Source organism: Pseudomonas sp. TE21435 (assembly GCF_056279265.1).
Window position 1 is genome coordinate 1,169,389 of the sequence record NZ_JBWBQZ010000001.1, and the last position, 23,163, is coordinate 1,192,551.

Sequence of the window (23,163 nt, forward strand, 5' to 3'; positions counted from 1 at the left end):
CGGGGCAAAAGGGCGACATTATGCCTGATGTCGCCCTCAGCGTAACTCCGGGCGGTCGCGGAACTGCTCCAGCGCCTCGGGGTTGGCCAGGGCGTCGGTGTTCTTCACCGGCCGGCCATGTACCACGTCGCGGATCGCCAACTCCACCAGCTTGCCGCTGAGGGTGCGCGGGATGTCGCTGACCTGGACGATCACCGCCGGCACATGGCGCGGCGTGGTGTACTGGCGAATCACCTGGCGGATACGCAGGCTGAGCGCTTCGTCGAGCTGCAGACCGTCGCGCAGGCGCACGAACAGCACCACGCGCACATCGCCGTGCCAGTCCTGCCCGATGGCCACGCTCTCCAGCACCTCCCCGACCTTTTCCACCTGGCGGTAGATCTCGGCGGTGCCGATACGCACGCCGCCGGGATTGAGCACGGCGTCGGAGCGGCCATGAATGATCAGCCCGCCGCCAGGCACCTGCTCGGCGTAGTCGCCCTGGCACCAGACACCTTCGAACTGGCTGAAGTAAGCGTCGTGGTAGCGTTGACCGTCAGCGTCGCCCCAGAAACCGAGCGGCATGGAGGGGAAGGGATGCACGCAGACCAACTCGCCTTTCGCGCCGCTGATCGGCTGGCGCCTTTCGTCCCAGACTTCCACCGCCATGCCCAGGCCCTTGCCGGCAATCTCGCCACGGCGCACCGGCAGCAGCGGGTTGCCGGCCACGAAGCAGGCGACGATATCGGTGCCACCGGACATCGAGGCCAGGCACACGTCGGCCTTTACCTTGGCGTAGACATAGTCGTAGCTGTGGGGCGACAGCGGCGAGCCGGTGGAAAGGATCAGGCGCAGGCTGCCCAGGCCATGGGATTTCGCAGGCTCCACAGCGGCCTGCTCCAGGGCGGCGAGGTACTTGGGGCTGGTGCCGAAGGCGCGGATGCCTTCTGCGTCGATCAGGTCGAGCAAACGCTCGGGCCCGGGGTGAAACGGCGAGCCGTCATACAGCACCAGGGTGGCGCCGACCGCCAGCCCGCTGGCCAGCCAGTTCCACATCATCCAGCCACAGGTGGTGTAGTAGAACAGCACATCGTCGGCCTTGAGGTCGTTGTGCAGGCCGTGCTCCTTGAGGTGCTGCAACAGTACGCCGCCAGCGCGGTGGACGATGCACTTGGGCACGCCGGTGGTGCCGCTGGAATACAGGATATAGAGCGGATGGTCGAAGGGCAGCGCGGCGAAGGTCGGCGTACCGCCGGGCGTGAAGTAGTCGGCCCACAGGGTCGTCGGCTTGCCGGTGAACTCATCGGCGCGGGTCTGCGGCCGGGTATGCGGCACCACCAGCAACTGCTCGACGCTCGGTAGCTGGGCCACGACCTGGTTGATCTTCTCGACCTGGTCGATGACCTTGCCGGCATATTGATAACCGGCGCAAACCAGCAGCAGCCGGGGGGCGATCTGGCCGAAGCGATCGATGATGCCGTGGCTGCCGAACTCCGGCGAGCAGCTGGACCAGACCGCGCCGAGGCTGGTGGCGGCGAGCATGGCTACCAGGGTTTCCCAGGAGTTGGGCATGACTGCGGCGATACGATCGCCCGGCGCGATCCCGGCCTGGCGAAAAGCCTGTTGCAAGCCGGCGACCTGCGCAGCCAGTTGATTGTGGGTGAGGCTGTGGCGGCTGCCGTCCTCGCGCACGGCCACCATGGCCGGGCGGTCGTCGCGGCGCTGCAGCAGGTGTTCGGCGAAGTTCAGGGTGGCGCCGCGGAACCAGCGTGCGTCGGCCATGTGTTCGCCTTCCTCGAGGATGCTTGAAGGCGGCGTGTGCCACTGCACATGGAAGTACTCGGCGAGGGTCTGCCAGAACTGCGGGCGATGCTCGATGCTCCATCGATGCAGGGCGACGTAGTCGTCGAGCTGAAGGTTGAAGCGCCGGTTGACGCGACGACGGAAGGCATCCATCCGGCTGGCTTCGATCTGGGTGGTGGTGGGGCGCCAGAGTACGTCGTTCATGCCGGGAGTCTCGGTCAGGGATGAGCGTCTTATCGCGGTGCGAGCCCGCTCCTGTACAGGAGCGGGTTTGTCTTGTTCCACTCTAGTCTTTACTGGGCGAGCCAGCCGCCATCGACGTTCCAGGCGGCGCCACGGACCTGGCTACCGGCCTCGCTGCACAGGAACAGTACCAGTTCGCCCAGGTGCCGGGGGGTGACGAAGGCCAGGGAGGGCTGCTTCTCGGCCAGCAGGTCGTGTTGCGCCTGCTGTGCATCGCCACCGCTGGCGGCGCGGTCATCGATCTGCTTCTGCACCAGCGGCGTCAGTACCCACCCCGGGCAGATGGCGTTGCAGGTGACGTTGCTGGTGGCGGTTTCCAGGCCGATCACCTTGGTCAGGCCGACCACGCCATGCTTGGCGGCGACGTAGGCGGCCTTGCCGGTGGAGCCCACCAGGCCGTGCACCGAGGCGATATTGACGATCCGCCCCCAGCCGCGCGCGCGCATGCCCGGCAACACCAGGCGGCTGCCATGGAATACCGCCGAGAGGTTCAGGGCGATGATCTTGTCCCAGGCCTCCACCGGAAACTGCTCGACCGGCGCCACATGCTGGATGCCGGCATTGTTGACGAGGATGTCGATCGCGCCGAACTCGCGCTCGGCCAGGGCGAACATCTGCTCGATCTGTGCGACGTCGGACAGGTCGGCGGGATGATGGGCGACCTTGACCCCGAACCGCCTGATCTCGGTGATGGCCGCGGCCGGGTCGCCGAAACCGTTGAGCAGGATGTCGGCGCCGGCCTCGGCCAGCACCTGGGCTATTCCCAAGCCGATGCCGCTGGTGGAACCGGTGACCAGTGCGGTCTTGCCTTTGAGCGTCATGGAATTCTCCTTCATACGATGCCGGTGGCGTAGAACGTGGCGATGACCACGAACACGGCCAGGGTCTTGATCAGGGTAATACCGAAAATGTCCTTGTAGGCTTCGCGGTGGGTCAGCCCGGTGACCGCCAGCAAGGTGATCACCGCGCCATTGTGCGGCAGGGTGTCCATGCCGCCGCTGGCCATGGCGGCGACCCGGTGCAGCACCTCCAGCGGGATGTTGGCGGCGTTGGCGGCGGCGATGAAACTGTCGCTCATGGCTGCCAGGGCGATGCTCATGCCGCCGGAGGCGGAGCCGGTGATGCCGGCCAGCAGGGTGACGGTGATGGCCTCGTTGACCAGCGGGTTGGGGATGCCGCGCAGGGCGTCGGCCAGTACCAGGAAGCCAGGCAGCGAGGCGATCACGGCGCCGAAGCCGTATTCAGAGGCCGTGTTCATCGCCGCCAGCAGGGCGCCGCTCACCGCGCTTTTGGTGCCTTCGGCCAGGCGTTGGCGAATAGTGCCGAAGGCGCAGGCCAGCACCATCAAGATGCCCACCAGCAACGCCGCCTGCACTGCCCAGATTGCCGTCAGCTTAGCCACGTCGCTCTGCACCGGCGCGGCCATGCCCGGCAGTTGCAGGGTATGGCTGGTGCCGTACCACTGCGGGATCCAGTGGGTGAACAGCAGGTTCATCACGCCTACCAGAAGCAGCGGCGCCAGGGCGAGCCAGGGATTGGGCAGGGCGATGTCGTCGGCGGTCTCCGGTTCGTTGCGCAGGTTGCTGCCATAGCCTTCGCCCTTGCGCTGGGCCTTGTTGCGCTGGCGTTGCAGGTAGAGCATGCCGGCGCTGAACACGAACAATGTGCCGATCAGGCCCAGCCAGGGCGCGGCCCACGCGGTGGTGTTGAAGAAAGTGCTGGGGATGATGTTCTGGATCTGCGGGGTGCCGGGCAGGGCGTCCATGGTGAAGGAGAACGCGCCCAGGGCGATGGTCGCCGGGATCAGCCGCTTGGGGATGTCGCTCTGGCGGAACATCTCGGCGGCGAACGGGTACACCGCGAACACCACCACGAACAGCGACACGCCGCCGTAGGTGAGCAGGGCGCAGACCAGCACGATCACCAGCATCGCCTGGCGAGTGCCGAGCAGGCGGATGGCGGCGGCGACGATCGAGCGCGAGAAGCCCGACAGCTCGATCAGCTTGCCGAACACCGCGCCGAGCAGGAACACCGGGAAGTAGAGCTTGATGAAGCCGACCATTTTCTCCATGAACACCCCGGTGAAGGCCGGGGCCAGGGCGGCGGGGTCGGTGAGCAGCACCGCGCCGAGGGCGGCGATGGGGGCGAAGAGGATCACGCTGTAGCCGCGGTAGGCAGCGAGCATCAGCAGGGCCAGGGCGGCCAGGGCGATGAGCACGGTCATCCTAAGGGGATCTCCAACTGTTGTTTTTATGGTTGGAATGCAGATAGCGGAAATCGTGCCAAGTTCTTAAGTCATTGAATTTATGGGTTTTTCTTATTTCGCTGAAGCTCAGTGTCTCTGATTTGAGAAAGTGGGGGCGCGCCGCGGCCCATCGCCGGCAAGCCGGCTCCCACAGTTGATCGCGGTACGCCCCTGTGGGAGCCGGCTTGCCGGCGATCGAGGGCAAAGCCCTGGTGGTCATCTCAGAAAAGAGATGCGCGTCTCAGTGTTGAGACTCGATTTCCAGCGCCGCCATCTTCTTGTACAGCGTCGACCGTCCCAGGCCCAATGCCTGCGCCGCCTCCGGCACATTTCCGGCGCTGCGGACCAAGGCATCGACAATCAATCCGCGCTCGAACTGGGCGCACGCCTGGCGGTAATCCAGCGCTGGTGCGGCCAATGCCACCGGGCTCAACGGCCCCAGCGCGTTCGCCAGGTCATGCACGCCCAGTCGTGGCTGGTCCGCCAGCAGGGTCGCCCGCTCCAGTACGTTGCGCAGCTCACGGATATTCCCCGGCCAGGCATGGCGCCCCAACAACGCCTGGGCCTCGGCCTCCAGCTCGTACTGGCTGCCCAGTTCGACGAGGATCGCCTCGCACAGCGCCGGCAGGTCCTCCAGGCGTTCGCGCAGCGGTGGCACCTGCACCGGCAGCACGTTCAGCCGGTAGTACAGGTCGGCGCGGAACGCACCCCGGGCCATGGCCGCCTGCAGGTCGATGGAGGTGGCGGCGATGATCCGCACGTCGCTGCGCAGCATCTGGTTGCTGCCCACCGGCTCGTATTCCTTCTCCTGCAATACGCGCAGCAGTTTGCTTTGCAGGGTCAGCGGCATGTCGCCGATCTCGTCGAGAAACAGCGTGCCGCCCTCGGCCAGTTGCAGCTTGCCGTTGCGGCCCTTGCGGTCGGCGCCGGTGAAGGCGCCTGGGGCGGTGCCGAAGAACTCGGCCTCGAGCAGTGCCTCGGGGATCGCCGCGCTGTTGATGCTGACGAAGGCTTTGTGCGCGCGGGCCGAGGCGGCATGAATGGCGTGGGCCAGCAGTTCCTTGCCGGTGCCGGTCTCGCCCAGCAATAGCACCGGCGAGTCGCTGCCGGCCCCACGCCGGGCGCGGCGCTTGGCCTCGAGGCAGGCGGGGCTGCTGCCGACGAACTGGGCAAAGCTGTAGCGGGCCTGGCGCGCGCGCAGTTGCGAGCGGGTCGAGGCCAGTTCCTGCTGCATGCTGGCGAAGCGCTTGAGCAGCGGCGACAGGCTGCGCAGCTCGTCGAACAGGGCGAAGCCAATGGCGCCGATCAGCGCGCCCTGGTTGTCGTGGATCGGCAGGCGCATCACCACCAGCGGTTCGTTCGGTGTGTCGAGCATATCCAGCAGGATCGGCTTGCCGTTGCTCACCACCTCACGCATGAGGCTGCCGGGGATCACCGCCTCGCACGGTTTGCCGATGGCGCTGGCGGCGTCCTCCAGGCCGAAGCGGCGGGCATAGCGCTCGTTCATCCAGACGATGCGCGCCTGGCGGTCGACGATCACCGTGCCTTCGCTGGATTGCTCGATGATCTCGAACAGCGAGCGGATGGCCAGTTGGCGGACCTGGGGGTAGTCCTTGAGGTTGTCGTGCATGCATTGGCCTTGGGTTGGACGTGAAGGCCTCATCGCCGGCAAGCCGGCTCCCACAGAGCTAGCGCGAACCCTGTGGGAGCCGGCTTGCCGGCGATGAGGCCGGTACAAGCGATCACCGGCGCGGGTCGAACGCCTCGCGCAGCGCATCGCCGATGAATACCAGCAACGACAGGATCAGCGCCAGGGCAAAGAACGCGGTGAAGCCCAACCATGGCGCCTCGAGGTGCTGCTTGCCCTGGGTCACCAGCTCGCCCAGCGAGGCGCTGCCGGCGGGCATGCCGAAGCCGAGGAAGTCCAGCGCGGTCAGGGTGGTGATCGCCCCGGTAAGCATGTACGGTACGTAGGTCAGGGTCGCGTTGAGGGCGTTGGGCAGGATATGCCGCAGCATCACCTGGGTGTCGGAAAGCCCCAGTGCCCGGGCGGCCTTGACGTATTCCAGGTTGCGCCCACGAAGGAACTCGGCGCGCACCACATCCACCAGGGTCAGCCAGGAGAACAGCGCCATGATCCCCAGCAACCACCAAAAATCCGGCTCGACGAACCCCGACAGGATGATCAGCAGGTACAGTACCGGCAGCCCTGACCATACCTCCAGCAGGCGCTGGCCGAGCAGGTCGACCCAGCCGCCGTGGTAACCCTGCAAGGCGCCGGCCGTGACGCCGATCAGCACGCTGAGCAAGGTCAGGGCGAAGGCGAACAACAGCGAGACCCGCGTGCCGTACAGCACCCGCGCCAGCACGTCGCGGCCCTGGTCGTCGGTACCCAGCCAGTTGCTCGTGCTGGGCGGGCTGGGGGTGGGCACCTGCAGGTCGTAGTTGGGCGTGTCGGCGCTGAACGGGATCGGCGCGAAGAGCATCCAGCCGCCCTGGCCCTCGATCAGCTGGCGCACGTACTGGCTGCGGTAGTCGGGTTGGAACGGCAGTTGCCCGCCGAACTGCTGCTCGGTGTAGCGCTTGAGCGCCGGGGTGTACAGCTCGCCCTGGTAGCCGAGCAGCAAGGGCTTGTCATTGGCCACCAGCTCCGCGCCCAGGCTCAGCAGCAACAGCCCGGCGAACAGCCACAGCGAAATCCAGCCGCGGCGGTTGTCACGGAAGCGTCGCAGCCGGCGCCGGGCGATGGGCGAGAACATCAGTGGCCCCTCGCGTCGAAGTCGATGCGCGGGTCGAGCACCGTGTAGCACAGGTCGCCCAGCAGGCGGATCAGCAGCCCGGCCAGGGTAAAGATGAACAGAGTGCCGAACACCACCGGGTAGTCCCGCGACACCGCCGCCTCGTAGCTCATGCGCCCCAGGCCATCGAGGGAGAAGATCACCTCGATCAGCAGGGAACCTGCGAAGAACACCGTGATCAGCGCCTGGGGCAGGCCGGCTACCACCAGCAACATGGCGTTGCGCAGCACATGGCCATACAACACGCGCCGTTCGCTCAGGCCCTTGGCCCGGGCGGTGACCACGTACTGGCGGGCGATCTCGTCGAGGAAGGCGTTCTTGGTCAGCAGGGTCAGGGTGGCGAAGCCACCGATCACCAGGGCGCCGACCGGCAGCACCAGGTGCCAGAAGTAGTCGGCGACCTTGCCCAGCAAGCTGAGCTGGTCGAAATCGTCGGAGACCAGGCCGCGCACCGGGAACCAGTTGAGCGAGGTGCCGCCGGCGAACAGCACGATCAGCAGCAGGGCGAACAGGAACGAGGGCAGGGCGTAGCCGATCACGATCAGCGCGCTGCTCCAGGCATCGAAGCGGCTGCCATGACGCACCGCCTTGCGGATGCCCAGCGGGATCGACACCAGGTAGGTGATCAGCGTGGCCCAAAAACCCAGCGACAGGGTCACCGGCAGTTTCTCAACGATCAGCTCGGTGACCTTGGCACCGCGGAAGAAGCTCTGGCCGAAGTCCAGCCGCGCATATTGGCCAAGCATCAGCCATAGCCGTTCCGGGGCGGACTTGTCGAAGCCGTACTGGCGCTTGATTTCCTCGATCAGCTTGGGGTCCAGGCCACGGGTGGCGCGGGATTCGCCCTGCACCGCCTCGACCCGTGCACCAGGCGCGCCGCCGCCGATACCCTGCAGGCGCGCCACGGCCTGTTCCACCGGCCCGCCGGGCGCGGCCTGGACGATGGCGAAGTTCACCAGCAGGATCGCCAGCAGTGTGGGGATGATCAGCAGCAGGCGGCGCAGGATGTAGGTGGTCATGGCGCGTTCCCCAGGCGCTCGGCCATCTGCTGTGTGGTCAGTGCCCGTGGGCTGACTTCCCACCAGGTGTCCAGGCCTTCGTCATAGGCCGCCTGCACCTTGGGCAGGCCGAAGCGGTTCCACCACACCGTCGAGCTGCCAGGCGGGTAGTAGTTGGGGATCCAGTAGTAGTTCCATTGCAGCACCCGGTCCAGGGCGCGGGCGTGGCGCAGCATGTCGGCCTGGCTGTTGGCGCGCACCAGGCCGTCGAGCAGGCGGTCCACCGCCGGGTCCTTGAGCACCATCAGGTTGTTCGAGCCGGGGTCGTTGGCCGCTGCGGAGCCGAAATAGTTGTACTGCTCGCTGCCCGGCGACAGGGTCACCGGGTAACCGGTGACGATCATGTCGTAGTCGCGGGCCATCACGCGGTTGACGTACTGGGCGGCGTCGACGTTGCGGATGTTCAGCTCGACGCCGATCTGCGCCAGGTTGCGCTTCCACGGCAGCAGCAGGCGCTCCAGGCCCGACTGGCCATTGAGGAAGGTGAAGCTCAGCGGCTGGCCCTGGGCATTGACCAGGCGATCGCCCTGGGGATGCCAACCGGCGTCCTGCAGCAAGGCCAGCGCCTGCAACTGCTGCTGGCGGATGATGCCGGAGCCATCGGTGACCGGCGCACTGAACACCTGGCTGAACACTTCATCCGGCACCTGGCCGCGCAGCGGCTCGAGCAGCTTGAGCTCCCCGGCGTCGGGCAGGGCGCGGGCGGCCAGCGGCGTGTTGGCGTACAGGCTCTGCTGGCGGATGTACATGTTGCGCATCATCTGCCGGTTGCTCCACTCGAAATCCCAGAGCATGGCCAGGGCCTGGCGCACGCGGCGGTCCTTGAACTGCGGCTGGTCCAGGTTGAACACGAAGCCTTGGGCGATCTGCGGCTTGGCCGGGCCCAGGTGGGCACGGCGCAGGCGCCCGTCATCCAGCGCCGCGCCGTTATAGCCGAGGGTGTAGGCGGTGGCGGAGTACTCGCGGTTGTAGTCGTAGCCACCACCCTTGAGTACCTGGCGCGCCACTTCGGTATCGCCGAAGAATTCGACGCTGATGCGGGCGAAGTTGTACAGCCCGCGGGCGACCGGCAGGTCCCGCGCCCACCAGTTCGCATCGCGCTCGAAGGTGATGCTGCGGCCGTTGTCGATCCTGCCGATGCGATAGGGGCCGCTGCCCACGGGCTTGTCGAAGCCGGCGCCGTTGGCGAAGTCGCGCTGGCGCCAGTCATGCTCGGGCAGCACCGGCAGGCCGGCCAGCTCCAGCGGCAGGGTGCGGCCATGGGGCTGCTTGAAGTCGAAGCGCACCTGGCGTGGGCCTTCGACGGTGACCCCGGCGACATCAGTGAACTGGGTGCGGAACTTGAGGCTGCCGTGGCTCATGAGCAGGTCGTAGCTGAAGCGTACGTCCTCGGCGCGCACCGGCTTGCCGTCGGCGAAGGTGGCGCGTGGGTCGAGGTAGAAGCGCAACCAGGCGTCGTCGGGGCCGCGCTCCAGGCGTTGGGCGATCAGGCCGTAGACGGTGTAGGGCTCGTCGAGCGAACGCATGGCCAGCGGCGCGTACAGCCAGCCGTCTACCTGGCTGACGCCGATGCCTTTGTCGATATAGGGCAGGATATGGTCGAACTGGCCGATCTCGATGGCCGAGCGGCGCAGGCTGCCGCCCTTGGGGGCGTCAGGGTTGACGTAGTCGAAGTGATGGAAGTTCGCGGGGTAGCGTGGGCCTTCACCGTAGACGGTGAGGGCGTGGGTGGGCGCGGCGTGAGCTGACAAGGACAACATCAGGTACAAGCAACTTGTCAGCACACCGCCAAGTCTGACATGGGAGCGGGTATCGTGGGAGCGGGCTTGCCCCGCGATAGCGCTGCCTGGGCGGACACCATCGCGTGGCAAGCCCGCTCCCACGCAGCTTGCTTCCTGCAGACCTTCTCCTACGGGGAAGACCACGGCAATGCCGGATCAGTCCTGGCGGCTGGTCACTTCCAGCAGGTGGTAGCCGAACTGGGTCTTCACCGGGCCCTGGACGACGTTTAGCGGCGCGCTGAAGACCACGGTATCGAATTCCTTGACCATCTGGCCCGGGCCGAACGAGCCCAGGTCACCGCCCTGGCGGCTGGACGGGCAGGTGGAGTTGGCCTTGGCGACTTCGGCGAAGTCGGCGCCGCCTTCGATCTGCTTCTTCAGTTCGTTGCACTTGTCTTCGCTGGCAACCAGGATGTGGCGGGCGGTGGCTCGGGCCATGGGTACTGCTCCTTGGGTTCGAAAAGGCAAGCCTAGCGCACTTGCTCGTGCCCTGTCTCGCCAGGCTTGCCGCAGAGACTCACAGGCGTGCGGCGGCATCGCGCAGCAGTACCTCGGTCGAGTCCCACCCCAGGCACCCATCGGTGATCGACACGCCGTACTTCAGCGCGCCCTTGCCCAGGGCCTGGCAGCCGTCGAACAGGTGGCCCTCGAGCATCACCCCGACCAGCGAGCGGTCACCGCCCAGGCGCTGGGCCAGCACGTCCTCGAACACTGCCGGCTGGCGCGCCGGATCCTTGCCGCTGTTGGCGTGGCTGCAGTCGACCATGATGCGTGGCGCCAGGCCGGCCTTGGCCAGGCCCTGGCGCGCCAGGGCGACGCTCTGGGCGTCGTAGTTCGGGCCCTTGTGCCCGCCGCGCAGCACCAGGTGGGTGTCGGGGTTGCCCAGGGTCTCGATGATCGCCGGATGCCCCTGCGTGTCCATGCCGAAGTGACGGTGCGGGTGGGCGGCGCTGCGCATGGCGTCGCAGGCGATGCCGATACCGCCGTCGGTACCGTTCTTGAAGCCGACCGGCAGCGCCAGGCCACTGACCATCTCGCGGTGGATCTGCGACTCGGTGGTGCGCGCGCCGATGGCGGCCCAGCCCAGCAGGTCGTCGAAGTAGCCGGCAGCCATCGGCTGCAGCAGCTCGGTGGCGATCGGCAGGCCGCGTTCGAGCATGCCCAGCATCAGGCCACGGGACAGGGCGATACCGGCGTGCATGTCATCGCTGCCGTCGAGGTGCGGATCGTAGGCCAGGCCTTTCCAGCCCACGGTGGTGCGCGGTTTTTCCACGTAGGCGCGCATCACCAGCAGCAGCTTGTCGTCGACCTCGCGGCTGAGCGCGGCCAGGCGGTCAGCGTACTCGAGGGCAGAGCGCGGGTCATGGATCGAACAGGGGCCGACCACCACCAGCAGGCGTTCGTCGCGGCCTTCGAGAATGGCGCGGATCGCCTGGCGCTGGGCATGGACTTGCTGGGTGAGTTCGCTGGACAGCGGCATCTGCTGTTTGAGCAGGTGCGGGCTGGGCAGGCGCTGGCTGACGGTGGTGTTGGCAGCGTGTGGCTGGGTCAGGGGCAGGGCGAGGTTCGAGGCTTGCATGGCGTTTGTTCCTTGGGCGGACGGCGGGTTCTGGCCCGCGCGGTCGGCCCTATCGAGGTGTTCGACTGATCGTCAAATGGGGTGTCTGTGCGGCATTGCCACCGGAAATCGACCGAACGGAGGCGGCAGGCTGGCCCGAACGGAACTGGCTAAATCGCCATGCATAGGTGCGGTAGTAGGTGGTGTGGTTCATGACGCTGTCCTCAAGGTAATCGGTAGGTTTCGTGGGCCCGGAAAAGCAAAACCCCCGGTCGGGAAGCCGACCGGGGGTTTGAGTATTCTCATGTTCGGCGGCCCCTCGAAGGTGGGCGCCGGATGGGTAATCGGCGCCTAGTGGCTAAACCAATACCCAAAATAAAAGCTGGCAACGGCGTTACGACCGGCAACGGCCAGCACGCGGTGCGCGGAGCGACCGGTGTGGTTGGCGTGGTTGCGGGTTTGTTTCGACATGTTGCTCTCCAGTGATTGGGACCGAGCTTACTGCACCTTCGCGTTGGCGTTCAATCACTAAATGCTATTGCAGTAATTGTGTACCTCTACTGGCCCCATCGCTGGCAAGCCAGGTCCCACAGGGTCGGCGCTTGGCTTGAGGGCTGCGTAGCCGCCCCGGATTCGGGGCATACCCATCGGGGATTTTCCCCAGTGGCCCCATTTTTTATGGCTTAACTAATTGAAATTAATCAGTTAATCATATGGCACGCCACTTGCTCACCTCCACGCAGTATCCCTGTGTCCCCGGAGGTGCCCCATGTCGACCCCTCGCAAAGGCCCGGTCCTGTCCACCTTTCTGCTGGCCCTGCTGGGCTGGCAGGTATCCAGCGAGGCCGCCGTGCAGTGCCAGCGCACGCTGGTGGCCAACGTGGTGGCGCTGGATCAGCCCCTGATGTTCAACCGCCTCGGCGCGCAGAACGCCAACGGCATGATGTTCGCCCTGCGCCAGGACGTGGTGGACGAGCACCACGTGCCCCTGAGCAAGGGCGGCGCCGCGGTGCCGGGCAAGGTCACCCTGCGCCCGGACAAGCGCCCGCGGCCGATCGTGCTGCGAGTGGCGGCGGGTGATTGCCTGACGGTCAACCTGAGCAACCTGCTGGCCTACCAGGCCAACCCCAACAAGCACGGCATCGATCACGACGAGAACGAAGTTGAAGGCGAGGAAGAAGAGGGCGCCGAGGGCGAGAACGAGGGCAACGAGCACTTCGTCGCTGACGAGCAGGTCACCGACCGCCATGTGGGCTTCCAGGTCAACGGCCTGCAGGCGGTCAACAGCATCGGCGACATCGCCGCCAACACCGGGCGCAACGGCAACTTCCTGGTCGCCCCGGGCGGTACCCGCAGCTATACCCTGTACGCAGAGCGCGAAGGCGCTTTCGCCGTCACCAGCCAGGGGGCGACCTTTGGCGGGCAGGGCGGCGGTGGTAATGTCGCCAACGGCCTGTTCGGCCAGGTGGTGGTGGTACCCAAGGCTGGGCGCACCTACCGCAACACCCTGACCGAGGAAGAGATGCGCCTGGCCACCACCGGTCGCACGGCCACCGGTCAGCCGGTGATCGACTATCAGGCGCGCTACCCCAACGTCGAGCCGTGGATCGCCGAGGGCAAGGCCGGCAAGCCGATCATTGCCATGGTCGACGGCAACGAGATCCAGAGCAGCGAGACCGACGCCATCGTCATGGGCCCCAACCCCGACGGCAGCTTCCCTGCCAACACCTATCCGCTGGAAAGCGTCGGCAAGCGCAACCCAGCGCTGCCCAATCGCCTGGAAGCCTTCCGCGACTTCGCCTCGCAGTTCGCCGACGAGGTCGCCGCCACCCAGGCCTTCCCCGGCTACTGGGCCGACCCGGTCATGGGCCACGTGCTGGAGCCAACCCGCGACTCGTTCATGATCAACTACGGCTCCGGCGGCATGGGCGCCGAGGTGGTGGCCAACCGTCTTGGCGTGGGGCCGATGCACGACTGCCTGTCGTGCGCCTACGAGGAATTCTTCCTCAGTGCCCACACTGTCGGTGATATCGGCACACTGGTGGATATCCCGGCCAATGTCGGGCTGGAGAACATCCGTCCGGGCGAAACGCCGCCGGCCAGCGCCACCGGGGTCAAGGCGACCATGGCCCTGTACCCGGCGGAACCGGCCAACGTGCACCACAGCTACATCGGTGACTTCACCAAGTTCCGCAACACCCACAATGGCCACGAGCAGCACATCTTCCACTTGCACGGGCACCAGTGGCTGTTCAACCCCAACGATGACAACTCCGACTATATCGACGCCCAAGGCATCGGCCCGGGCGTGGGCTACACCTACGAAATCGCCAACGGCGGCTCCGGCAACCGCAACCGGGTAGCGGGCGACGCCATCTACCATTGCCATTTCTATCCGCACTTCGCCCAGGGCATGTGGGCCATGTGGCGGGTACATGATGTGTTCGAGCCAGGCACGCGCCTTGCGGTCAGCGGCGAGGGCGAGAACGGCTTCCACACCACGCCGTTCGCCCTGCGCAATGGCAAGCCCGCCCCGGGTGCCCGGGCGCTGCCCGACGGCGAGATCATCGCCGGCACGCCGATCCCGGCCATCGTGCCGCTACCCGGCAAGGCCATGGCGCCGATGCCGGGCAAGGTCACGGTGGTGCCCAAGCTGGCCGAGACCCTGGTCGCCGAACATGACGATGACGGAGAAGAGGAGGGCGGCGATCACTCCGGCGACCCCGCCACGCCGCGTGCGGTTGGCTCCCTCGCGTTGGTCGACCGCAGCGAGACCAATCGCAACGCCGACGGCAGCCTGAAAAACCCCGGCTATCCGTTCTGGATCGGCGGTATGGAAAGCAGCGTCGGCCAGCGTCCGCCAACCCCGCCACTGGACATGCTTGACCCGACGCTGGCCCGGCAGCTCAAGGACAGCGGCAAGGCGCTGTGGGCCAACCTCGACCCCAACCAGGTCGATGGCTGGGATGGCGGCCTTGGCCGGCACACCCTCGACGGTGTGTCAGCCGGTGGCGACGCCGTGACCACCACCACCAAGCTGGATTTCTCCAAGGTGGTGCACAAGGCCAAGCCGATCTACCTGCCCGAAGAGGGCACCGAGGTCGAACAGGCGGCCATGCAGTTCCATGCCAAGGCCGAGCATCCCAGCTTCGCCCTGATCCCCGGCAGCGCGCCGGTGGCCAAGGCCTTCCGCACCAACGGCGCCTTGCCGACGGCGGGCGCGCCGTACTATGAGCCGTGCATGGACGACCGCGGCAAGCGCCTGACCCAATCTTCGGGCGTCGGCGAGTTCTTCAGCGGCGAAAACCTCACCGGCATGAGTTTCCGCGGTTCGTCCACCTTCACCGCCGACCGCCCGCGCATCTACAGGGCGGCCAACATCCAGTTCGACGCGGTGTACAACAAGGTCGGCTACCACTTCCCGCAGGCGCGCATCCTCGCCCTGTGGGAGGATGCCTGGCCGGTGATCACCAAGCAGCGCCCGCCAGAGCCTTTGGTGATGCGCATGAACACCTTCGACTGTACCCAGTACGTGCATACCAACCTGATCCCGTCGTTCTACGAGATGGACGACTACCAGGTACGTACCCCGACCGACGTGATCGGCCAGCATATCCACCTGCCCAAGTGGGACCTGACCGCCGCGGACGGTTCGGCCAACGGCTGGAACTACGAGGACGGCATCCTTTCGCCCGGCAGCGTGGTCGAGCGCGTGCACGCCATTCGCAGCTTCAACAACTGTACCGAAGGCGATACCCGCGACGGCACCGCCGCCTGCCCGAAAGCCAAGCAGCATCCGTACTTTGGGCGCTTTGGCCGGGCCGACTGGCTCGGCGCGCGCAGTGCGATGCAACGCTGGTTCGCCGACCCCCTGGTGAACGTGCACAACGTCGACCGTGGCCTGGGCACCATCTTCACCCATGACCATCTCGGCCCATCGACCCACCAACAGCTCGGGCTGTATGCGACCGTGCTGGCCGAGCCCGCAGGCTCTACCTGGTACCACGCCGAAACCGGCGAACAGCTGTACAACCCGGCGACCCGCCAGGATGGCGGCCCGACCTCGTGGCAGGCGGTGATCCAGACCGGCGACCACGACGGCGATGGCAAGAACGACAGCTACCGGGAGTTCTTCCTTGAGTACAGCGACTTCCAGCACGCCTATGAAGCCGGCGTGTATGTGGGCGCCGGGCCCAATGGCGTACCGGATGGGCAGGCCTATCCGGCCACCGCCGACAGCTTCCGCTACGCCATCAACCCGCCCGTGCGGCAAAAGGCCTCGACGCTGCTCGAGTCGGTGGTCGAATCCCGTGGCGGGCTGAGCCCAGGCTGCCCGACCCGGCCGTGCCCGCAGGCGATCTCGGTGGACGACCCTGGCATGTTCGTCGTCAACTATCGCAACGAACCGCTGGCCCTGCGCGTGTTCGACCCGAACAAGGTCGGCCCGGACGGCAAGCGTGGCATGCAGGCCGACGGCCTCGGCGGCGACCTGGCCTACGCCATGCAGAGCCGCACCGACCGCGCCATCCCGGCGATGAACCTGGCGCCCTCGGCGATCACCCAGGCTACCGGCCCCACTGGCGGCACCACGCTGTTCCCGCCGCACGTCAACAAGGGCAGCGAGCCGGGTGACCCGTTCACACCGCTGCTGCGCACCTATTCCGGTGACAACGTGCGCCTGCGCATGCATGCCGGTGGCCATGAGGAGGAACACAACGTCACCCTGCACGGCGTGAAATGGCTGCAGAACGGCTCAGGCTTCGGCAACAGCTCCAACTCGGGGTGGAAGTCGTCGCAGATGGTGGGCATCTCCGAGCAGCTCGGGTTCATGGCGCCGGTGTCGATGATCTCCAGCTCCGCCGCCACCAACGGCGACTACCTGTACTCGCTGGACGCAGCGCTCGAAGGCTACTGGAACGGCATCTGGGGCATCATGCGCAACTACACCGCGCAACGCGCCGACCTGTTCGCCCTGCCGAACAATCCGCAGCCGGTGGCCATGCGCAATACCGTCAATTTCGACGGCATCTGCCCGAAGACCACGGCCAACGCCAATGGCATCGGCACGCGGCCGACGGTCAAGCGCAGCTACGAGATCGTCGCGGCCTTGGCCAACGATATTCTCGAGAACCGCCACGGGGTCAGCATCAATGACCCGGCCGGCATCGGCCAGCACGTCGGTGGCGCGCTCAAGGCCAATGGCGGCACCCTGGTGTTCAACAGCCGCAAGGTCGATATCCCCATGGCCACGGTCACCGACGAGGAGGATGGCGCGACCTTCACCGTCGGCGGGCACAGTTCGCCTTTGCATGACCCGACCGCAGTGCTCTACGTGCGCAAGGCCGACCTCGACGCGAGCACCGGCAAGCTCAAGGCCGGCGTGCCGGTTGAGCCACTGGTGCTGCGCGCCAACGCCGGCGACTGCATCAGCATCACCCTGGAGAACCGCCTGCCGTTGATGATGCCGGACCTGCCCAGCAGTGCGGTGATGCAGAACGTGGTCAAGCGCGACCGCGCCGGCGGCGAGGGCTCGACGGCGTTCAACAACAACCTGATGCGGCCGTCCAGCCACGTCGGCCTGCATGCGCAACTGCTGGCCTACGACATCACCAAGTCGGATGGCGTCAACGTCGGCCTCAACCCGGTGCAGACCGTGCCACCGCGCACTGGCAGCAGCGGCGCCTACCCGAGCCGGGTGTACCAGTACTACGCCGGGCACCTGGAGCGTGAAGGCAAACCGGTGCTGCAACTGGGCCGCACCGTGGACAACATCAACACCACGGCCATCGAGTTCGGCGGCCTCAACCTGACCCCGGCGGATGTCATCAAGCAGCCGCAGAAAGGCCTGGTGGGCGCCATGAGCGTGCTGCCGCAAAGCGCGACCTGGACCGAGGACACCGCCAGCCGCGCCCAGGCCACGGTGAAGGTCAGCGGCCAGCCCGACTACCGCGACTTCGTCACCGTGTGGCAGCGCTCGCTGAACATGCGCTGGGCCGATGGCCGGCCGGTGGAGGGCATCGCCACCGAGGGTAACGGCGTGCCGGGCGATCCGAAGGACAACGGCAACATGGCGATGAACTACAAGACCGAGCCGCTGTGGCTGCGCTTCGGCCTGGCGCCGGACGCGCCGTTCGGCCATGCCGATGGCTTCGGCTTCGCCGATGTGCCCAATGCCCACATGGCCTACAGCAATGCCCTGATCGGCGGCGATCCGCAGACCCCGGTGCTCTGGGCCAAGCCCGGTCAGCCGGCGCGCAGCCACGTATTGATGCCCAGCGGTGGTAGCCGTGGCATCACCTACCAGCTCGACGGGCACCTGTGGCCACTGCACAACTACCAGGCCGAGAAGAGCGACGTGAGCGGCTACCCGATGGGCCTGCCGGGGATCGGCTCGGTGCGCTACGGCTACAACCCGATGGCGATGTACGTGGGCGCGCAGGAAAGCGTGCTGCCGGCGGCGCACTTCAGCTTCATGCTGCCCAGTGCCGGGGGCGCCAACGCCGTGCCGGGGGATTACCTGTTCCGCGACTATGCGGCGTATGGCAATGCCTCGGGGCTGTGGGGGATCCTGCGGGTGACCAACGAACCACCGCCGACGGTGGCGCCTGCGCAGTGAAAGGGGCCTGGCGGCCTGACCGCGAAGTGGAGAGGCCGCCAGGTGTCTGCCGACAGGATTGGAGCGTGATAGCGTGCCGGATTGAGGTAATATCGCCCCCTCGCCAACGGCAGCCCAACGCGCCAGACAAAGGATTGCATGCCCGCCAACCTGTCCCTGCTGTTTTTCTGTGTCGTGCTCGCTGCGCTCGCCGGCTGTCGGCCTGAGCCCGCACCGCCCCTCGACCAGCAGCTCTATATCTGGCAACGCCAATGGCAACCCGCCCACGAGCAGGCCCTGGCGGACAGCCGCGCCGACTTTTCGACCTTGCGCGTGCTGGCCTTGCAGGCGCAGCCCAAGGCCGGGTGGAGCAGGGCGCTGGTCGACCTGCCACGGCTCAAGGCCGATGGGCGGCCGGTGATCGCGGTGGTACGCCTGGACGGCCAGCTGCCGGCGCTCGACCTGCAGGAGGCAGGCCCACAGGTGGCGCGCCTGCTGGCGGACTGGCAGGCCGTGGGTGTGCCCCTGGATGGGTTGGAGATCGACCATGACAGTGGCAGCGCTCGCCTTGCAGACTATGGCGAATTTCTCCTGCAGCTGCGCGAACAACTGCCTCCGGGCCTGAAGCTGAGCATTACCGCATTGCCCGCCTGGCTCGACAGCCCGCAGCTGCCGGCGCTGTTGCAGGCGGTGGATAGCAGTGTGTTGCAGGTGCACGCAGTGAGCGACCCGCGTCGCGGCCTGTTCGATCCGGCACAGGCCAGGCAATGGGCCGAACGCTGGAGTCGCGTCAGCGAAAAACCGTTCTACCTGGCCTTGCCCGCCTATGGCGTCGCGTTGCTGTCTGATGCCGGTGGCGCGCCCGTTGTGGAAAGCGAAACACCGTTGAATCGTGGTGGCGAACGCCGCGAACTGCTGGCCGATCCACAGCAATTGGCGGACCTGGGCAGACAATTGCGCAACCAGCCACCTGCGCACCTGGCCGGGCTGATCTGGTTCCGCCTGCCGTTGCCCGGCGACCGCCGCGCCTGGAGCCTGACCACCTTGAGCGCGGTGGCGCGGGGCGATGCGCTCGCCAGCCAATGGCGGGTCGAGCTGTCCGGGCAGGCGGGGCTGCGCGACATCACGCTGGTCAACGTCGGCAATCTCGACCTGCCGATGCCTGCGCGGGTAGAGCTGGACGTCGCCTCCTGTGACGTCGCCGACGGGCTCAACGGCTACCGCTTGCAGCAATCCCCGCGACACCTCACTTTCAACCGCCAGTCCAGCGCGCGTCTCGCCGCTGGCGGCCGGCGCATCCTCGGCTGGGCGCGCTGCCATGGAATCGATCAAGGAGCATGGAATGTCTACCCGTAACTGGCCCCGGCACCTGCTGTACCTGTCCCTGAGCGTGCCGACCGTTCCGGCGCTGGCCTGTGGCCCGGACTTCCCGATGCAGTTGCTCGGCGACCGAGCGCACACCCTGGCCGAGTTGCCGGAGGGCAATTTCGGCTTCGAGGTGAATCGCCTCGGCGAGCAGATCGCAGGCCTCAAGCCCGCCACCGATGCGACCCTGACGCCTTACTGGGACAGTGACGACAACGACCGACCTTACCGTGAGCAGCGCAGCCGTATCGAGGCAAGCGAGCTACCGCAATCGCTGCGCGAGAAGGTCGCGCAACTGCGTGCCCTGCCAGATCCGCAACAAGTGCTGGAGCAGGGCGCCGAACTGCCGGATGAACTGCGTCTGTACATTGCCGGCGCAGTGGCTTTCGACACAGGCGACCACGCCCTGGCGGCGGATTATTTCGCCAAGGTGCTGGCCCTGCCAGCTGAACAACGCAAGCTGCGCAGCACCTGGGCGGCCTACTCGCTGGGGCGGGCCTTGATGGCCCGGAGCTTCGAGGCCAGTGATGATCCGCAACAGACCCCGCAGGCCCTGCAAGCCCAGGCGCGCGAGGCTTTCCACCAGGCCCGCGCGCTCAGCGCCGAAGGCTTCAGCGACCCATTGGAACTGGGGGTTGCCAGCCTTGGCGAGGAGGCCCGCCTGGCCAAGCTCGCTGGCGACTGGAACAGCGCCATCCGCTTGTATGCCAGCCAGAGCCGTCTGGGCTCGGGCAGCGGCTACAGCTCGCTCAGGCAGCTTGCCAACGAACTGGTGAGCCTGCCGGATGAACAGCTGAAGACGCAGTTGGCACAACCGATGCCACGCAAGCTGCTCACCGCCTATCTGCTCAGCCATGTCGGTTGGGACTACGACGGCCAGCCGACAACCCAGGCCCGGCGCCTGCCCGCGTTGCTGCAGGCCAGTGTCGGCGACCAGCTGGAAGACGCCGACCGCTTGGCTGCGTTGACCTATCAGCAAGGCAACTATGCCGCGACCAGGAGCTATCTGCAGCAGGCTGGCGATACCGGCCTTGCCTGGTGGCTGCGCGCCAAGCTGGCCTTGCGCGACGGTGACAAGGCCCAGGCCGCCGCTGCCTATGCCAAGGCCGCCGCCGCGTTCCCCCGCGAAGAGTCGTGGGGCTCGAGACAGACGCCCGATTGGGACTACGAAAGCGTGAAGCCCGGCTGCCGGGTCGAAGGCGAGGGCGCGATACTGGCACTGGAGCGCGGCGACTACCTGCAGGCCTTCGACTTGCTGTACCGCAGCCAGGACATCTATTGGCAGGATACGGCCAACGTGGCCGACCGCGTGCTGACCCTGGACGAGCTCAAGGGCTATGTCGACGCCCATGTGCCGGCGCCACCAGCGCCCAAGGTGGAAGAGGGCGGCTATGCACCGCGGCCGGTGGCGACGCAGCTGCGTGAGTTGCTGGGCCGCCGCCTGCTGCGCGAAGGCCGTTACGATGAGGCGCCCGGTTACTTCGCCACGGCGCAGTTGCAGGCCGACGCCAAGGCCTACGGCCAGCACCGCCAGGAGGCCGTCTCGCGCTGGACGCCCACGGGCCGCGCCGAGGCGCTGTTTGCCGCGGCCACCTTGGCACGCGGCGCCGGCATGGAGATCCTCGGCTACGAAATGGCGCCGGACTATGCCTGGCTGGGCGGCAGCTTCAGCCTGGGCAGTGCCACCCTGCAGCCCGGGCCGTTCATCGGTGCCGGCGAGGTGCAGCGCCAGTTGGCGACCGAGGCCAAACCAGACCAACGCTACCACTATCGTTATGTCGCCGCCGACCTGGCCAACCAGGCTGCGGACCAGTTGCCGCGCAGCAGCCAGGCCTTCGCCGCGGTGCTGTGCACGGCGGCGGGCTGGGTGCCGGGCACCGAACAGGAAAGCGCGCTGTACAAGCGTTACGTCCAGCAGGGGCCGTTTGTGCAGTGGGCAGAGGATTTCGGCAACCAGTGCGAAGCGCCCCGGTTCGACCAGGCCAACAAACGCTACGTGACAGAGAAGCTGGATGCCGCGCGGGCGGCATTGCGGCCGTACAAGGCGCAGGTGCTACCGGTGGGGTTGGTGGTGTTGGCGGGGGTTGCCTGGCTGTGGTTGCGGCGGCGCAAGGCCAAGGTTTGAAACGAAAAGGGGGCGGCCATCAGCCGCCCCCTGACCTTCACTTCTGTGCAGTCTTCACCCCTGCATCCTGCTTCACCGTTTCCTCAAGCGTGAAACGGCCCAACGGGTTCTGCAGGAAATTCTGGATATTGCTGCGCGAAATATTGATGTAAGGGCTGTAGTACAGGTCGATCCAGTGCACGTCCTGCTTGGCCAGCTTCTGCAGGTCCTGGTACATCTGCTTGCGCTTGACCGGGTCGGTTTCCACCCGGGCCGCGGCCACCAGCTCCTTGACCTTGTCGTTGTGGTAGCGGGTCATGTAGTTCTGGTTGGTGTCGTGGCCAAGCACGAAGGTGGTCTTCTGATCCGGGTCGAGCACGTCGTTGGTCCAGTACATCACCGACAGGTCGTAGTCGCCGTCGACCAGCATCTGCCAGCTCTGGGTCGGGTCTACTTTCTGCAGGTTGGCGGTAATGCCGACATCGGCCAGCTGCTTTTGCACCAGCACGGCGATCTGCTCGTCGGCCTCGTTGCCGGCGTTGACCACGTAGTTGACCTTGAGCCCCTCGGCACCAGCCTTCTTCAGCAGTTCACGGGCCTTGGCCGGGTCGAACGGGCGTTGCGGGTTGTTGGCATTGTGGTACAGCGCACCCTTGGGGATGTACGAGTAGGCCGCCTCGCCATGGCCGAAGGTCACGGTTTCCACCAGCGCCTTCTTGTCGATCGCCAGGTCGATGGCCTCGCGGACCTCGACCTTGCCCAGCAGGCCTTTCTCATGGTTGATGAGCAGGTGGTCCTCGCGGGTCGACGGGTCGATGTGGATGGTCAGGCTCTTGTCTTTCTGCAGCGCGTCGACGCGGGAGAATGGCACGAAGATCGCCGAGTCCAGCTCGCCGGCCTGGACCTTGAGCATGCGCGTGTTGTCATCGGGGATGGAGATCCATTCCACGCCGTCCAGGCTGACCTTGTCGGCTTCCCAGAAGTAGGGGTTCTTTTCCAGGATCACACGGTCGCCGCGCAGCCATTCCTTGACCTTGAACGCGCCGGAGGTCACCGGTTCCTGGGCATAGGCTTCTTCGCCGATGGCGTCCATGGCCTTTTTCGATAGGATCGACACGTTGGCGGTGGCCAGTTGCGCGAGGAACGGCACCGACTTGTTCTTCAGGGTCACCACCAGGGTCCGGTCATCGGGCGCTTCGGCCTTGTCGATGATCTTGTAGGAGTCGGCCCACAGCGAGCCGGGGTTGTCGCGGATGCGCAGCAGGGAGAACGCCGCATCGCTGGCAGTCAGCGGCGAGCCGTCGGAGAACTTGGCGTCGCGGACCTTGAAGGTGTAGGTCAGGCCGTCGTCGGAGACCTTCCAGCTTTCGGCCAGGCCCGGCAGGAGCTTGGTGCCGCTGTTGTCGACGCGCACCAGCACGTCGTAGACGTTGGCGAAGACCCAGCTGTCGCGGTTCTGCGCGCTCTTGATCGGGTCGAACGTGGTGCTCTCCTCGCGGCAGCCGATGGTCAGCACGCCGGCGGCCTGGGCCATGCCGCCGGCCAGGGTGCTGGCGGCCAGCACGGCGGCGGTGAGTAACTTCAATGCGGTGGGTTTCATGCTCAAGCTCCGTTTGATGGTCATGTGGGGTGGG

The 23,163-nt window shown here is 66.5% G+C and carries 13 protein-coding genes; 3 read left to right on the forward strand and 10 right to left on the reverse strand.

Features of this window, described 5'->3' with window-relative positions:
* Window positions 1-36: 36 nt before the first annotated feature.
* From ACZ9C1_RS05305 to ACZ9C1_RS05345, 9 genes are all read right to left on the reverse strand, one after another.
* A complete protein-coding gene (locus ACZ9C1_RS05305) occupies window positions 37-1,986 on the reverse strand; it encodes an acetoacetate--CoA ligase (protein ID WP_476253693.1) in 1,950 nt (649 codons plus the stop codon).
* An 89-nt stretch (window positions 1,987-2,075) separates the two neighbouring features.
* Window positions 2,076-2,846, reverse strand: coding sequence for a 3-hydroxybutyrate dehydrogenase (gene hbdH, locus ACZ9C1_RS05310; protein WP_476253694.1), 771 nt, complete (start codon window positions 2,844-2,846; stop codon window positions 2,076-2,078).
* 11 nt (window positions 2,847-2,857) lie between these two features.
* On the reverse strand, window positions 2,858-4,249 hold the full coding sequence (locus ACZ9C1_RS05315; RefSeq protein ID WP_277504061.1) for a GntP family permease: 1,392 nt from the start codon (window positions 4,247-4,249) through the stop codon (window positions 2,858-2,860).
* Window positions 4,250-4,511: 262 nt separating this feature from the next.
* Entirely contained in the window at window positions 4,512-5,900 is a 1,389-nt protein-coding gene (locus ACZ9C1_RS05320; protein WP_476253695.1) for a sigma-54 interaction domain-containing protein, read from the reverse strand.
* A 112-nt stretch (window positions 5,901-6,012) separates the two neighbouring features.
* Entirely contained in the window at window positions 6,013-7,029 is a 1,017-nt protein-coding gene (locus ACZ9C1_RS05325) for an ABC transporter permease (protein WP_476253696.1), read from the reverse strand.
* Window positions 7,029-8,087, reverse strand: a complete 1,059-nt coding sequence (locus ACZ9C1_RS05330) for a microcin C ABC transporter permease YejB (RefSeq protein WP_102681940.1) — start codon at window positions 8,085-8,087, stop codon at window positions 7,029-7,031. The genes ACZ9C1_RS05325 and ACZ9C1_RS05330 overlap by 1 nt, the downstream gene beginning before the upstream one ends.
* A complete protein-coding gene (locus tag ACZ9C1_RS05335; protein ID WP_476253697.1) occupies window positions 8,084-9,886 on the reverse strand; it encodes an extracellular solute-binding protein in 1,803 nt (600 codons plus the stop codon). Before ACZ9C1_RS05335 ends, ACZ9C1_RS05330 begins: the two co-directional genes overlap by 4 nt.
* 177 nt (window positions 9,887-10,063) lie before the next feature.
* Window positions 10,064-10,345, reverse strand: coding sequence for a peptidylprolyl isomerase (locus ACZ9C1_RS05340; protein ID WP_198754122.1), 282 nt, complete (start codon window positions 10,343-10,345; stop codon window positions 10,064-10,066).
* Window positions 10,346-10,424: 79 nt separating this feature from the next.
* Window positions 10,425-11,486, reverse strand: a complete 1,062-nt coding sequence (locus tag ACZ9C1_RS05345; protein ID WP_476253698.1) for a 3-deoxy-7-phosphoheptulonate synthase — start codon at window positions 11,484-11,486, stop codon at window positions 10,425-10,427.
* Window positions 11,487-12,234: 748 nt separating this feature from the next.
* Between ACZ9C1_RS05345 and mnxG the strand changes: the two genes are divergently transcribed.
* The 3 genes from mnxG (at window position 12,235) to ACZ9C1_RS05360 (ending at window position 21,550) form a co-directional block, all read left to right on the forward strand.
* Window positions 12,235-18,081: a manganese-oxidizing multicopper oxidase MnxG gene (gene mnxG, locus ACZ9C1_RS05350; protein ID WP_476253699.1), complete on the forward strand. Its 5,847-nt coding sequence runs from the start codon at window positions 12,235-12,237 to the stop codon at window positions 18,079-18,081.
* Window positions 18,082-18,219: 138 nt separating this feature from the next.
* Entirely contained in the window at window positions 18,220-19,416 is a 1,197-nt protein-coding gene (locus tag ACZ9C1_RS05355; RefSeq protein ID WP_277504069.1) for a DUF3142 domain-containing protein, read from the forward strand.
* Window positions 19,403-21,550 carry a hypothetical protein gene (locus ACZ9C1_RS05360; protein WP_476253700.1) on the forward strand — a complete coding sequence of 716 codons (2,148 nt, stop codon included), beginning with the start codon at window positions 19,403-19,405 and terminating at the stop codon, window positions 21,548-21,550. The genes ACZ9C1_RS05355 and ACZ9C1_RS05360 overlap by 14 nt, the downstream gene beginning before the upstream one ends.
* A 37-nt stretch (window positions 21,551-21,587) precedes the next feature.
* Here ACZ9C1_RS05360 and ACZ9C1_RS05365 read toward each other — a convergent pair whose 3' ends face one another.
* Window positions 21,588-23,129, reverse strand: a complete 1,542-nt coding sequence (locus ACZ9C1_RS05365) for an ABC transporter substrate-binding protein (protein ID WP_102681945.1) — start codon at window positions 23,127-23,129, stop codon at window positions 21,588-21,590.
* Window positions 23,130-23,163 lie beyond the last annotated feature (34 nt).